We start from the raw sequence: 12,132 nt of genomic DNA on the forward strand, positions 1-12,132 counted from the left end.
GTGAAGGCGGCCGCACCGTCGGCGCAGGCGTCGTGTCCAAGATCCTGAAGTAAGCAGCGGCGGGGTTCGCCCCGCCCCTGGACGGGCTTTGAAAATAAGGCCGTCACGCTCTTCGAATCATCTTGATGTTTGCGCAGGGCGGGGGTAATCCCCGCCCTCGTCTTACTGCCCACAAGCAGTGTTACGACCATAAACAGGGAACCTATGGACCGGGCATGTCGCTCGCTCTACGTTCCGAAGGAAGAACAGATGCAAGGTCAAACCATTCGCATCCGGCTCAAGGCCTTCGACTTCCGCGTGCTGGATGCCAGCACCCAGGAAATCGTCAACACGGCCAAGCGCACGGGCGCCACGGTTCGCGGTCCCATCCCGCTCCCCAACAAGATCGAAAAGTTCACGGTTCTCCGTGGTCCGCACATCGACAAGAAGTCGCGCGACCAGTGGGAAATCCGCACGCACAAGCGTCTTCTCGACATCGTTGATCCGACCCCCCAGACCGTGGACGCGCTGATGAAGCTCGACCTCGCCGCTGGCGTGGATGTCGAGATCAAAGTGTAAGGGAGCAACAGACATGCGCTCGGGCACGATTGCAAAGAAGCTGGGCATGACCCGGCTGTTCCTGGAAAACGGCACGCAGGTTCCTGTGACCGTTCTTCAACTCGATTCGCTTCAGGTCGTCGCACAACGGACCGTTGACAAGGATGGCTACACCGCCGTCCAGCTCGGCGCCGGCACGGCCAAAGCCAAGAACACAACCGCCGCGCAGCGCGGTCACTTCGCCAAGGCGAACGTGGCTCCGAAGCGCAAGGTTGCCGAATTCCGCGTGACCCCGGATTGCTTGATTGATGTGGGCGCGGAAATCACCGCTGACCATTATCTGGCAGGCCAGTTCGTGGACATCGCCGGCACCTCGTCCGGTAAGGGTTTCGCCGGTGCCATGAAGCGGCACAACTTTGGCGGCTTGCGCGCCTCGCACGGTGTGTCGGTTTCGCACCGTTCGCACGGTTCGACCGGCCAGTGCCAGGACCCCGGCAAGGTGTTCAAGGGCAAGAAGATGGCTGGCCACATGGGCGCCGTCCGTTCGACCACGCAGAACCTGCAAGTGGTCCGCACGGATGCCGAACGCGGCCTGCTGATGATCAAGGGCGCTGTCCCCGGCCATGCCGGCGGCTGGGTCACGATCAAGGACGCCGTCAAGAAGGCCGCTCCGGCTGGTCTGCCTTTGCCGGCGGCTGTCCGCGCTGCTGCTGTGGTTGCGGTTGATGGGGGTGAAGCATGAAACTCGATGTGATCACTCTGGACGGCGGCACCGCCGGCTCGATCGAGCTGAACGAGGCCCTCTTCGGTCTGGAACCCCGTGCAGACATCCTGCACCGCGTGGTCCGTTGGCAGCGCGCCAAGGCGCAAGCCGGCACCCACTCGACGCTGGGCAAGTCGGACGTCTCCTATTCGACCAAGAAGATCTATCGCCAGAAGGGCACCGGCGGCGCTCGCCACGGTTCCAAGAAGGCTCCGATCTTCCGTCACGGTGGCGTCTACAAGGGCCCGACGCCCCGCAGCCACGCCCATGACCTGCCCAAGCAATTCCGCGCTTTGGGCCTGCGTCATGCGCTGTCGGCCAAGGCCAAGGCCGGTGAGCTGGTGATCCTGGACGTGGCGACGCTCGCCGAAGCCAAGACCGCGATCCTCGCCAAGCAGGTGTCGGAGCTGGGTTGGAAGCGCGTTCTGGTCATCGATGGTGCTGCGATCGAGGCGAATTTCGCCCTGGCCGCGCGCAACATCGCAGGCATCGACGCTCTGCCCGCGATCGGCGCCAATGTGTATGATATCCTGAAGCGTGACACCCTGGTGATCACCAAGGCAGGTATCGAAGCTTTGGAGGCCCGTCTTGGCCAAGGGGGTCTGAAATGAGCGCGAAACCCGAACACTACGACCTGATCAAGAAGCCGATCATCACCGAGAAGGCCACCCTGGCCTCTGAAAACGGTGCCGTCGTCTTCAAAGTCGCGATGGACGCCACCAAGCCCAAGATCAAGGAAGCCGTCGAGGCTGTCTTTGGTGTGAAGGTGAAGGCCGTCAACACGACGATCACCAAGGGCAAGACCAAGCGTTTCCGCGGCCGCCCCGGCGAGCGCAGCGACGTGAAGAAAGCCTATGTGACGCTGGAAAGCGGCCACACGATTGACGTGACGACCGGGCTGTAAGCCGCAGGTGGTAAGGCATTGGGACCCCTGGCACCGCAAGGTGCTGGGGGTTTCTTTTTGGGCTAGCTCCCTCTAACCTGTGCGGAACAGGGGCGGGGCATGAGCTACGATTTCATCCTTTACGCGGCCAAACCCGCGATCCTTCCGGTGACTGAACCCTTTCGGGGCGCGTCGCTTTCCGTCTCCGGACCGTTTTCTTGCGAGGCCGAGGACATCCTGCCGTCCGAGTCGAAAGTTGTCGGCGCGCGACGGTTCATGTGGCAGATCGCTTTCGAGGGAAGGGCAAGCGAAGGGGACTGGAGCAGGGTTGACGCCTGGCTCACCGAGGCCTTGGTCCGGACCAAAGGTGTGCTCATTGACCATCAGCGGGGCAGCTATCAAACCGCGACGAAACGTGGCGAGCTCCCCGTTGGTCGCGTGACGGACCCTTGCTGGATGACGTTTTGGTTCACGGACGGGGAAGCGTTTCATGCGCACGGCCTGGCGCGTATGCTCGAAACCTTGGCCGAGGTGATGCCTGAAGCCTTGCCGCGTCGCTTCGAAAACGGGGAAGGCCTTCAGGGCAAGGTGATCGACGGTGAGATGAAGCCGCTTTTGGAAGCCTTTGCGCAGGATCCTAACTTGTTCCTCAAGGCGGGCGCGCCCTTCGGAGACATCTTGATGTCGATTCCCTGCGAAAGCACATTTGCCGATGGGAAATATGGACACTTGATCCGAAGCCATTTCCTTTTGGCCACGGTCAGCTTCGAACTTAAGGCCACATGTGACGCAGCGGCACTTTTTGATCGCCTGTGCCAAGATTTGGATGTTGTCTACGCTGAGATCACCGAGCCGCTCAATATCATGTGGACCAACCACAGTTGGTTCTGGCGTGGCTTGCCTGATACGCCCAAGCGGGCACTTTGCCTCGGACCGGAGTATCGCCTTGCTTGGCCAGAGGCCGAGGCGTTCGGATTTGTGATCGGCAGCCATCTCATCCTCCATGCCGCACGGGACGGCACTGGTCTTCCGCCGCCGCCTTCGGATATCATGGCACCGAAGGACTCTTTGGGTCACCAACTTGCCCAAAGAAATCCTCTGTTGGCTCCGGTCTTTCCCTTTGAGCAAGACAAGAATCGGGAGCGACCACTTCGGTAGCCCATCCGGCCTTGGAAAACTCGGTTCCAAGCGCTTGACCTCCCCCCTGCACTCCACTATCTGAGCGCATCGCCTGCGCCCCGGGATTCGTTCCGGGGCTATTGCGTTTACGTTGGGAGCTTCGGCGCCCTATGAAACCGGAGAGCTTCGGCGCTCCTTTTGGGTCGCAAGACCCCACAACGACGGAAGACAGAAAGCATGGCACTTAAGTCGTATAAGCCGACGACGCCTGGCCAACGCGGGTTGGTTCTGATCGACCGTTCGGATCTTTTCAAAGGTCGCCCCATCAAGGCGCTGACCGAAGGTTTGATCGGGACGGGCGGGCGTAACAACACGGGCCGCATCACGATGTGGCACAAGGGGGGCGGTCACAAGCGCCTCTACCGCGTCGTCGATTTCAAGCGCACCAAGTTCGACGTGGCCGCCACGGTCGAGCGTATCGAATATGACCCCAACCGCACGGCCTTCATCGCTTTGGTGAAATATGCCGATGGCGAGCTGGCCTATATCCTCGCTCCGCAGCGTCTGGCTGTTGGTGATCAAGTGATCGCTGGCGCCAAGGTCGACGTGAAGCCCGGTAACGCGATGCCCTTCTCGGGCATGCCGATCGGTGCGATCGTTCACAACGTCGAGCTGAAGCCCGGCAAGGGCGGTCAGCTGGCGCGTGCCGCTGGCACCTACGCACAATTCGTCGGCCGCGACGGTGGCTACGCTCAGATCCGCCTGTCCTCGGGCGAGCTGCGCATGGTCCGTCAGGAATGCATGGCCACCATCGGTGCCGTGTCGAACCCCGACAACTCGAACCAGAACTTCGGTAAAGCCGGTCGTTCGCGCTGGATGGGCATCCGCCCGACAGTGCGCGGCGTTGCCATGAACCCGATCGACCACCCGCATGGTGGTGGTGAAGGCCGGACCTCTGGTGGCCGCCACCCGGTTACGCCGTGGGGCAAGGGCACCAAGGGCAACAAGACCCGCAAACCGAAGCAGTCGGACAAGCTTATCGTCCGCTCGCGTCACGCCAAGAAGAAAGGGCGCTAATCCATGGCACGTTCCCTCTGGAAAGGCCCGTTCGTCGACGGCTACCTTCTGACGAAGGCCGAGAAAGCCCGCGCTTCGGGCAAAAGCGAAGTGATCAAGATCTGGTCGCGTCGTTCCACCATCCTGCCGCAGTTCGTCGGTCTGACCTTCGGCGTCTACAACGGCAAGAAGCACATCCCGGTCAACGTGTCCGAGGATATGATCGGTCAGAAGTTCGGTGAATATTCGCCGACCCGGACCTACTACGGCCACGCCGCCGACAAGAAAGCGAAGAGGAAATAAGCCATGGGTAAGGAAAAAGCTCCGCGCCGTGTGGCGGACAATGAGGCTATGGCCGTTCTGCGCATGTTGCGCGGGTCGGAACAGAAGCTGAACCTCGTCGCCGGTCTGATCCGCGGCAAGAAAGTCGACAAGGCCTTGGCCGATTTGACCTTCTCGAAGCGCCGTGTCGCCAATGACGTGAAGAAATGCCTTCAGTCGGCAATTGCCAACGCTGAAAACAACCACAACCTGGACGTTGACGCCCTGGTGGTTGCGGAAGCCTGGGTCGGCAAGAATCTCGTGATGAAGCGTGGCCGTCCGCGCGCTCGTGGTCGCTTCGGCAAGATCATGAAGCCGTTCTCGGAAATTACCATCAAGCTGCGCCAAGTCGGGGAGACTGCGTAATGGGTCAGAAAGTCAACCCGATCGGGATGCGTCTGCAGGTCAACCGCACCTGGGACAGCCGTTGGTTCGCTGAATCGAAAGATTACGGCAACCTGCTGCTGGAAGACCTCAAGATGCGCGACTTCGTGCATACCGAGTGCAAGGCGGCCGGCATCTCCAAGGTGATCATCGAGCGTCCGCACAAGAAGTGCCGCGTCACGATCTTCACCGCGCGTCCGGGCGTGATCATCGGCAAAAAAGGCGCCGATATCGAAACCCTGCGCAAGAAGCTTGCGGTTTTCACCAAGTCGGAACTGCACCTGAACATCGTCGAAGTCCGCAAGCCCGAGCTTGACGCTCAGCTGGTGGCCGAGTCGATCGCTCAGCAGATGGAGCGTCGCGTGTCCTTCCGTCGTGCGATGAAGCGCGGCGTGCAGAACGCGATGCGCATCGGCGCCCTGGGGATCCGGGTCAACGTCGGTGGTCGTCTGGGTGGTGCAGAAATCGCGCGGACCGAATGGTATCGCGAAGGTCGCGTTCCGCTGCACACGCTGCGCGCCGACATCGACTATGCGCTGTCCGAAGCCAAGACCCCCTATGGGATCATTGGTGTGAAGGTCTGGATCTTCAAAGGCGAAATCCTTGAGCATGATCCCCAGGCCCATGACCGTCGTCTGGCTGAACAAGCTGACAGCCCCGCGCCGCGCGCTCCGCGCCGCGAACGCGCATAAGGGAGAGAAGAGATGCTGCAACCCAAGCGCACCAAGTTCCGCAAGATGCACAAGGGCCGCATCCATGGCGAAGCCAAGGGTGGGTTCCTGCTGAACTTCGGTTCCTTCGGCCTGAAGGCCACCGAGCCCGAGCGCGTCACGGCGCGGCAGATCGAAGCGGCTCGCCGCGCGATCACCCGCTACATGAAGCGTCAGGGCCGTGTCTGGATCCGGATTTTCCCGGACGTCCCGGTGTCGGCCAAGCCGATCGAAGTCCGGATGGGCTCTGGTAAGGGCTCGACCGACTACTGGGCGGCCAAGGTCAAGCCCGGTCGGATCATGTTCGAGATCGACGGCGTGTCGGAAGTCATCGCGCGTGAGGCCCTGCGCCTCGGTGCGATGAAGCTGCCGGTCACCTCGCGGATCATCACCAAAGAAGACTGGTAAGCCTCGCTTGCCATGTTTCGGAAAGGGCCGGGGGAAACCTCGGCCCTTTGCTTTTGGACCCGGGGCATGCCCCGGGCTACGCAGCGGATGCAGAGCGCTTGTCGGGGCAGGGGGCGCGGGTGTAAGCGGGGCAAAAGGAGACTCCCATGGCCGAAATCTCGTCGCTGTTTGTCACCCGCCTGTATCACGCCACTTTGAACGACCTGGCCAAGCCCAAGGTCGACTACAAGGAGCTGCGCCAGACCTGCGAGGCCATGGCCGAGGATGACGAGGCGGGCCAGGCCTGGTGCGAGGAAAACGGCTATCCGGGCTATACGTCCTATGCCTCGTTGAACGACCTGCCCTGGCGCGCGCCGATCTTTGCCGATCTGCAAAAGGCGCTGGACAAGCATGTCGCGGCCTTTGTCGAGGATCTGGGCTTTGACCTGGCTGGCAAGAAGCTGAAATGTGACAGCTTTTGGATCAACATCCTTCCCGAAGGCGGCTCGCATGGGTCGCATATCCATCCTCATGCGGTGATCTCGGGGACGACCTATGTGTCGATGCCGGAAGGGACCTCGGCCTTGAAGCTGGAAGACCCGCGCCACGCCATGATGATGAACGGGCCGCTGCGGCTGAAGACGGCGGATCAAAGCCTGCAACCCTTTGTCTATGTCAAACCCTCGGTCGGTGAGGTCCTGCTTTGGGAAAGCTGGCTGCGCCACGAGGTGCCGATGAACATGGCCGAGGAAGAGCGGATCTCGGTCAGCTTCAACTACAACTGGGCCTAGGGCGCAAAGATCCAGAGGCCGCCGATCAGCCCGATCCCCGTCAGCACATAGCCGGACAGGGCGGCAGTCTGACCCGCCCAAGGCCGATACCAGCCATTGCGTCGCGCCAGGATTTGCCGGTCAACGCAGGCCCAAAGGACAAAGGCCACCAGGACGGCGAGGGCGCAGACCAGCGCGTGATGGGCCGCCGCGGGCAGATCAAGGCGCTTGGCGATGAAGTTGGCCGCAAAGGCGCCGACCCAGGCGTTGAGATACAGCGGATAGGACATCCCGCCCAGCACTTGCCCAAAGCCCGAGCGGCGCCCGGGCATGGACAACGCCATGACGACGGCAACCCCAAAGGCCGCGTTCAGCCAGATCGAGACATAGCCGAGGGCAAAAAGCGCGCCGATGCCAAGCGCCACGGCGCGTATCCCCCAACGACCGATCAGCGTCAGGTGCCAATCTCCGTAGCGGCGCACAGAGGTGATGGCCAGCACGCCAAAGGCGATGGGCGGAAACTGTCTCCGCAAAGCATGATGAGGGCGACCGCCACGAACCAGGGCCAGTCGCGCCCCAGCCATTGCCGCAACGCCAGCCCCAGCGGCAACATCAGGTAGAATTGCTCCTCGACCGAAATGCTCCAGAAGTGGTTGCCGGTGCCTTGCAGGGGAAGTTCCGCATGGGCCTGGGGGAAGATCGTGAAGGTGTAATGTGTGAAGGTCAGGTCAAAGAACAGGTATTTGACCCAGAAGGCGTCGATCCCGTCGCGCAGGGCCGCAAAGAGGTAAAGCCCTGCCACGGCGACGAAATAGGGCAGCCAGACCCGGGTGACGCGGTTGTAGAAAAAGCGCGGCAGGTCTTGAACCTGGGTCGACAGCAGGATGCCGCCGATCAACCAGCCGCTGAGCGCGAGGAAGACATCGACCGCATGGCCCGGGTCAAAGGGCGGGTATTCGAAAATCTTCTCGTGGCCCAGGAGGACCAGCAAAGCCAGGACAAAGCGCAGCCAGTCAAAAGCGGGCTGGCCCGAAAGCGCGTCATGTTTCATGGATGGGTCCGCAAGGGCATGGCCAAGGCTAGGCCCCGGCCCGTTGCCTGTCAATCACGCGCCGGATTTGGCCCAAGCCTAGCGGATCGCGTAATTATAGGTGCCACATAGGCTGGGATCTTCGATGTTTTCGGGCGGGGTCTCACCCGAGAAGACGGCGATTTGCAGCTCGGCGCCGATCTGGGCCGCGTCGATGGGGGTGAAAACGATGAAGCTGGCCTCGTCCTCGCCGCAGATTGTGTTGCCGTTTTCCAGCTCGCCCGGGTCCTCTTCGACCGCCAGCACGGCGCCGGCCCAGACCTCTCCGTCGCCGGGCATCCAGGCGGAAGAGCGCTGCTCGACAAAGCTGGCGTCCAGGCTGGCGCCCCCCTGGAAATCGACGGTCCAGACCCAGTCTTCGGCCGAAAGGTCGATATCCCCCGTCACGCTTTCCGAAGTGGTCGAGATGGCGGCGTAATGCGCCTCCATCAGCCAGGAGAGATCGACCTCCTGGGCGAGGACGGGCAGGGGGGAGAGGGTTAGGAGGCAGGCAAGGGTCAGGCGCAAGGTGGGCTCCGGGTTGGGTCGGGGGGGATCATGCGGGAGAAGATTGGCGAAATGGTTGACGGGGGCGGGGGGCAAGGATGACCTTGGCCGGGGGAATGTCCAGAAGTCGGCGTTGAAAGCGCTTGGGTAGGGTGCGTGATTTCACGCACCATTCGTGTTAGGGAGAGGTGCGTGAATCACGCACCCTACCCATGATGCCGACCCGCAGAGCTTGAGGTCAACGAAGATGAAAGCAGAAGAGTTTGACGAAAAGTTCGACAAAGGCGAGGACATCAGCGCCCATGTCGATTGGTCAACGGCACGCCGCCCCAATCTTGAGGCGCGGCGGGTTAATGTGGATTTCCCGGCCTGGATGGTCTCGGGTCTGGACAAGGAAGCCGGGCGCCTGGGCGTCACCCGGCAGTCTCTGATCAAGATGTGGATTGCAGAGAAGCTGGGGTAGGTGGTTGCGAGAGGCCGAGGAAGAGTTGATCTTGGTGAGCTTCGATCATGGCTCGGCATGATCGTCGCGCGGGCGTTAGCCCAAGATGGAGGGGTGAGATATGAAACACGCGAAGTTGCAGGCCATCGTTCACAACGTCGCTGACTCTCTCGGCAGTGGCATCAGCCTCATGACAGGTTTCTACGACCTGGATGTCTATAGGGACGCCCACAACTCGCCAGGGAAGACCCTCAGACTTGACCTTTTGGGTGGTGTCGTGATGGAGGGAGATGCGCGGGCAAATCTGATTGCGGCCCTGCAACGCGTTCCAGAGGCTCTTGCGGCACAATGCACAAAAGCCGGTGTCTCGTGGGATGACTTCCACCGGGCGGAAGTCGTCTATCGTGTCGACACGGTGGGACCGGGCTTTACCATACTAGTTGAGGACCGTGCAGGGAAGTCGACCGAAACCGACTACATGGGCTCTCCAGCCAAACGCGAGAAGGCGCTGGATGCCTATGGTCGTGTCGTCCCAAAGCCAAGCCGGTGCTGACCCCCATTTCCCCCTTGCCCCACAGGCGCAACCCCCCTATACGGGCGCATCTGCGGTTCCGGGGCGACTCGGAATCGTCGTGTTATATTCATCCACCAGGACAACGGTTACCCTTGGGGCCGTCTGGTGACAGAGAAAGAGGACGACATGGACGCCAAAGATCTGCGCTCCAAGACCCCTGATCAGCTGCGCGAGCAGCTGGTGGCGTTGAAGAAAGAAGCCTTCAACCTGCGCTTTCAGGCCGCGACCAACCAACTCGAAAATACTGCACGCATCAACAAGGTCCGCAAGGACGTTGCCCGCGTGAAAACCGTGCTGGTCGAAATGGCCACCGCGGCTGCGAACTGAGGAGAGACAGATGCCCAAGCGTATCCTTTCAGGTGTCGTCACCTCGGACAAGAACGAACAGACCGTCACGGTTCTGGTCGAACGCCGCTTCAAGCACCCCGTGCTGCAGAAGACGATCCGCAAATCCAAGAAATACCGGGCCCATGACCCCTTGAACACGTTCAAGGAAGGCGATGTCGTCCGCATCGAGGAATGCGCACCGATTTCGAAATCGAAGCGTTGGATTGTGATCACCGACGTCGCCCAAGCGACGGCGTGAACACGAACTGAACGAAACCCTGGGGCAGATAAGTCCCCAAAGGTCGGAGACAACCAATGATCCAGATGCAGACCAACCTGGATGTTGCTGACAACTCGGGCGCTCGCCGAGTTCAGTGCATCAAGGTTCTGGGCGGTTCGCACCGCCGCTATGCATCCGTGGGCGACATCATCGTGGTGTCGGTCAAGGAAGCAATTCCCAAAGGCAAGGTGAAGAAGGGGGACGTCCGCAAGGCCGTCGTCGTCCGCACCGCCAAAGAAGTCCGCCGTGAAGACGGCACCGCGATCCGTTTTGACCGGAACGCCGCCGTCATCCTGAACAATCAGGGCGAACCGGTCGGCACCCGTATCTTCGGGCCGGTCGTGCGCGAACTGCGCGCGAAGAACTTCATGAAGATCATCTCTCTCGCGCCGGAGGTGCTGTAATGGCTGCGAAACTCCGCAAGGGCGACAAGGTCGTCGTGCTCACCGGCAAGGACAAGGGCAAGCAGGGCGAGATTTCGTCCGTGTCGCCCAAGGACGGCAAGGCCATCGTTGACGGCTTGAACATGGCGATCCGCCATACCAAGCAATCGGCGGCCTCGCAGGGTGGTCGTATCGCCAAGGCGATGCCGATCGACCTGTCCAACCTCGCCATCGTTGATGCCAATGGCAAAGCGACCCGCGTCGGCTTCCGTATCGAAGGCGAAGCCAAGGTCCGCTACGCCAAGACCACCGGGGAGGCGATCTGATGTTGGACGCTGCCACCTACACGCCGCGCCTGAAGGCCGAATACAAGGCCGCCATCCGCGCCGCGCTGAAAGAAGAGTTCGGTTACACGAACGACATGCAGATCCCCCGTCTGGACAAGATCGTCCTGAACATGGGCGTCGGCGAAGCCGTCAAGGACACCAAGAAGGTCAAGCAGGCCTCCGAGGATCTGACGCTGATCGCGGGCCAAAAGGCCGTGATCACCAAGGCCAAGAACTCGATCGCGGGCTTCCGCGTTCGTGAGGGGATGCCGCTGGGCACCAAGGTCACTCTTCGGGGCGACCGGATGTATGAATTCCTTGATCGCCTGATCACCGTGGCTTTGCCCCGCGTCCGCGACTTCCGCGGCGTCAAGGGCACGGCGTTCGATGGTCGTGGCAACTACGCGATGGGCTTGAAAGAGCATATCGTGTTCCCGGAAATCAACTTCGACAAAGTCGACGAAGTTCTGGGCATGGACATCATCATCTGCACCAACGCCAAGTCGGATGCTGAAGCGAAGGCGCTGCTGAAGCACTTCAAGATGCCCTTCACGTCGTAACGCGAGGAAACCAAGTATGGCCAAAAAATCCATGGTGAACCGCGAAGTGAAACGCGCCAAGCTCGTGCAGAAGCACGCAGCAAAGCGCGCGGCACTCAAGACGGTGATCGCCGACCAGACCAAGCCGATGGAAGAGCGCTTCAAGGCAACGCACAAGCTTGCCCAGTTGCCCCGCAACTCTTCCGCGACGCGTATCCACAACCGGTGCCAATTGACCGGTCGTCCCCACGCGTTCTACCGCAAGCTCAAGCTCAGCCGCATCATGCTGCGTGATCTCGCCTCCTTTGGCCAGATCCCCGGCATGGTGAAGTCGAGCTGGTAAGGAGTATCGCAAGATGATGAACGATCCTCTCGGCGATATGCTGACCCGCATCCGCAACGCCCAAATGCGCGGCAAATCCACCGTCTCGACCCCGGCTTCCAAGCTGCGGGCCTGGGTCCTGGATGTGCTCGTGTCCGAAGGCTATATCCGCGGATATGAAAAGGCCGAAACGTCGAACGGCCAAGGCGAACTGACCATCAGCCTCAAGTATTATGAAGGCACCCCGGTCATTCGTGAACTCAAGCGCGTGTCCAAGCCTGGCCGTCGCGTTTACAACTCCATCAAGGACATCGCCCAGGTGCGCAATGGTCTTGGTATCGCCATCGTCTCGACCCCCAAGGGCGTGATGACCGATGCCAATGCCCGTGCGGCCAATGTTGGCGGCGAAGTCCTCTGCACCGTGTTCTGAGGA

At 61.1% G+C, this 12,132-nt stretch carries 23 protein-coding genes; 20 read left to right on the forward strand and 3 right to left on the reverse strand.

From position 1 onward, the window contains the following. Positions 1–249 precede the first annotated feature (249 nt). From rpsJ to NX862_RS16740, 11 genes are all read left to right on the forward strand, one after another. Complete coding sequence (gene rpsJ, locus NX862_RS16690) at positions 250–558, forward strand: 30S ribosomal protein S10 (protein ID WP_168776097.1); 309 nt, start codon at positions 250–252, stop codon at positions 556–558. Positions 559–571: 13 nt separating this feature from the next. Next, positions 572–1,279: a 50S ribosomal protein L3 gene (gene rplC, locus NX862_RS16695; RefSeq protein ID WP_264495079.1), complete on the forward strand. Its 708-nt coding sequence runs from the start codon at positions 572–574 to the stop codon at positions 1,277–1,279. Next, positions 1,276–1,911 carry a 50S ribosomal protein L4 gene (rplD, locus tag NX862_RS16700; protein ID WP_264495080.1) on the forward strand — a complete coding sequence of 212 codons (636 nt, stop codon included), beginning with the start codon at positions 1,276–1,278 and terminating at the stop codon, positions 1,909–1,911. The genes rplC and rplD overlap by 4 nt, the downstream gene beginning before the upstream one ends. Continuing rightward, positions 1,908–2,204: a 50S ribosomal protein L23 gene (locus NX862_RS16705; protein ID WP_264495081.1), complete on the forward strand. Its 297-nt coding sequence runs from the start codon at positions 1,908–1,910 to the stop codon at positions 2,202–2,204. The genes rplD and NX862_RS16705 overlap by 4 nt, the downstream gene beginning before the upstream one ends. Before the next feature lie 99 nt (positions 2,205–2,303). Further along, positions 2,304–3,341 carry a hypothetical protein gene (locus NX862_RS16710; protein ID WP_264495082.1) on the forward strand — a complete coding sequence of 346 codons (1,038 nt, stop codon included), beginning with the start codon at positions 2,304–2,306 and terminating at the stop codon, positions 3,339–3,341. A gap of 198 nt (positions 3,342–3,539) precedes the next feature. After that, positions 3,540–4,379, forward strand: a complete 840-nt coding sequence (rplB, locus tag NX862_RS16715; RefSeq protein ID WP_264495083.1) for a 50S ribosomal protein L2 — start codon at positions 3,540–3,542, stop codon at positions 4,377–4,379. A 3-nt stretch (positions 4,380–4,382) separates the two neighbouring features. Beyond that, positions 4,383–4,661 (forward strand): 30S ribosomal protein S19, encoded by a 279-nt coding sequence (gene rpsS, locus NX862_RS16720; protein WP_264495084.1) that lies wholly within the window; start codon positions 4,383–4,385, stop codon positions 4,659–4,661. A 3-nt stretch (positions 4,662–4,664) separates the two neighbouring features. Continuing rightward, positions 4,665–5,045, forward strand: coding sequence for a 50S ribosomal protein L22 (gene rplV, locus NX862_RS16725; RefSeq protein WP_168776090.1), 381 nt, complete (start codon positions 4,665–4,667; stop codon positions 5,043–5,045). Further along, on the forward strand, positions 5,045–5,755 hold the full coding sequence (gene rpsC, locus NX862_RS16730) for a 30S ribosomal protein S3 (protein WP_264495085.1): 711 nt from the start codon (positions 5,045–5,047) through the stop codon (positions 5,753–5,755). Before rplV ends, rpsC begins: the two co-directional genes overlap by 1 nt. Positions 5,756–5,767: 12 nt before the next feature. Continuing rightward, a complete protein-coding gene (gene rplP, locus NX862_RS16735; protein WP_264495086.1) occupies positions 5,768–6,181 on the forward strand; it encodes a 50S ribosomal protein L16 in 414 nt (137 codons plus the stop codon). A 146-nt stretch (positions 6,182–6,327) separates the two neighbouring features. Next, positions 6,328–6,951, forward strand: coding sequence for a TIGR02466 family protein (locus NX862_RS16740; protein ID WP_264495087.1), 624 nt, complete (start codon positions 6,328–6,330; stop codon positions 6,949–6,951). Here NX862_RS16740 and NX862_RS16745 read toward each other — a convergent pair. From NX862_RS16745 to NX862_RS16755, 3 genes are all read right to left on the reverse strand, one after another. Continuing rightward, positions 6,948–7,412, reverse strand: coding sequence for an acyltransferase (locus tag NX862_RS16745; RefSeq protein WP_264495088.1), 465 nt, complete (start codon positions 7,410–7,412; stop codon positions 6,948–6,950). The genes NX862_RS16740 and NX862_RS16745 overlap by 4 nt on opposite strands. Further along, complete coding sequence (locus tag NX862_RS16750; RefSeq protein ID WP_264495089.1) at positions 7,385–7,981, reverse strand: acyltransferase family protein; 597 nt, start codon at positions 7,979–7,981, stop codon at positions 7,385–7,387. Before NX862_RS16750 ends, NX862_RS16745 begins: the two co-directional genes overlap by 28 nt. A 78-nt stretch (positions 7,982–8,059) precedes the next feature. Further along, entirely contained in the window at positions 8,060–8,527 is a 468-nt protein-coding gene (locus tag NX862_RS16755; RefSeq protein ID WP_264495090.1) for a hypothetical protein, read from the reverse strand. A 226-nt stretch (positions 8,528–8,753) separates the two neighbouring features. Here NX862_RS16755 and brnA point away from each other — a divergent pair, with 226 nt between their 5' ends. The 9 genes from brnA to rpsH all read left to right on the forward strand — a co-directional run bounded on the left by brnA (position 8,754) and on the right by rpsH (position 12,129). Next, positions 8,754–8,969: a type II toxin-antitoxin system BrnA family antitoxin gene (brnA, locus tag NX862_RS16760; RefSeq protein WP_264495091.1), complete on the forward strand. Its 216-nt coding sequence runs from the start codon at positions 8,754–8,756 to the stop codon at positions 8,967–8,969. 100 nt (positions 8,970–9,069) lie between these two features. Further along, positions 9,070–9,501, forward strand: a complete 432-nt coding sequence (locus NX862_RS16765; protein ID WP_264495092.1) for a hypothetical protein — start codon at positions 9,070–9,072, stop codon at positions 9,499–9,501. A 147-nt stretch (positions 9,502–9,648) separates the two neighbouring features. Further along, on the forward strand, positions 9,649–9,849 hold the full coding sequence (rpmC, locus tag NX862_RS16770) for a 50S ribosomal protein L29 (RefSeq protein ID WP_264495093.1): 201 nt from the start codon (positions 9,649–9,651) through the stop codon (positions 9,847–9,849). A 10-nt stretch (positions 9,850–9,859) separates the two neighbouring features. Further along, positions 9,860–10,108 carry a 30S ribosomal protein S17 gene (gene rpsQ, locus NX862_RS16775; protein ID WP_168776082.1) on the forward strand — a complete coding sequence of 83 codons (249 nt, stop codon included), beginning with the start codon at positions 9,860–9,862 and terminating at the stop codon, positions 10,106–10,108. A gap of 56 nt (positions 10,109–10,164) precedes the next feature. Next, entirely contained in the window at positions 10,165–10,533 is a 369-nt protein-coding gene (gene rplN / locus NX862_RS16780) for a 50S ribosomal protein L14 (protein WP_168776081.1), read from the forward strand. After that, positions 10,533–10,838, forward strand: a complete 306-nt coding sequence (gene rplX / locus NX862_RS16785) for a 50S ribosomal protein L24 (protein WP_264495094.1) — start codon at positions 10,533–10,535, stop codon at positions 10,836–10,838. The genes rplN and rplX overlap by 1 nt, the downstream gene beginning before the upstream one ends. After that, a complete protein-coding gene (rplE, locus tag NX862_RS16790; protein ID WP_264495095.1) occupies positions 10,838–11,398 on the forward strand; it encodes a 50S ribosomal protein L5 in 561 nt (186 codons plus the stop codon). Before rplX ends, rplE begins: the two co-directional genes overlap by 1 nt. Positions 11,399–11,414: 16 nt before the next feature. After that, positions 11,415–11,720 carry a 30S ribosomal protein S14 gene (gene rpsN, locus NX862_RS16795; protein ID WP_264495096.1) on the forward strand — a complete coding sequence of 102 codons (306 nt, stop codon included), beginning with the start codon at positions 11,415–11,417 and terminating at the stop codon, positions 11,718–11,720. A 16-nt stretch (positions 11,721–11,736) separates the two neighbouring features. Next, positions 11,737–12,129, forward strand: coding sequence for a 30S ribosomal protein S8 (gene rpsH, locus NX862_RS16800; protein ID WP_264495097.1), 393 nt, complete (start codon positions 11,737–11,739; stop codon positions 12,127–12,129). Positions 12,130–12,132 lie beyond the last annotated feature (3 nt).

Origin of the sequence: Stagnihabitans lacustris (assembly GCF_025950525.1) — a bacterium.
Classification (GTDB): Bacteria; Pseudomonadota; Alphaproteobacteria; order Rhodobacterales; family Rhodobacteraceae; genus Stagnihabitans.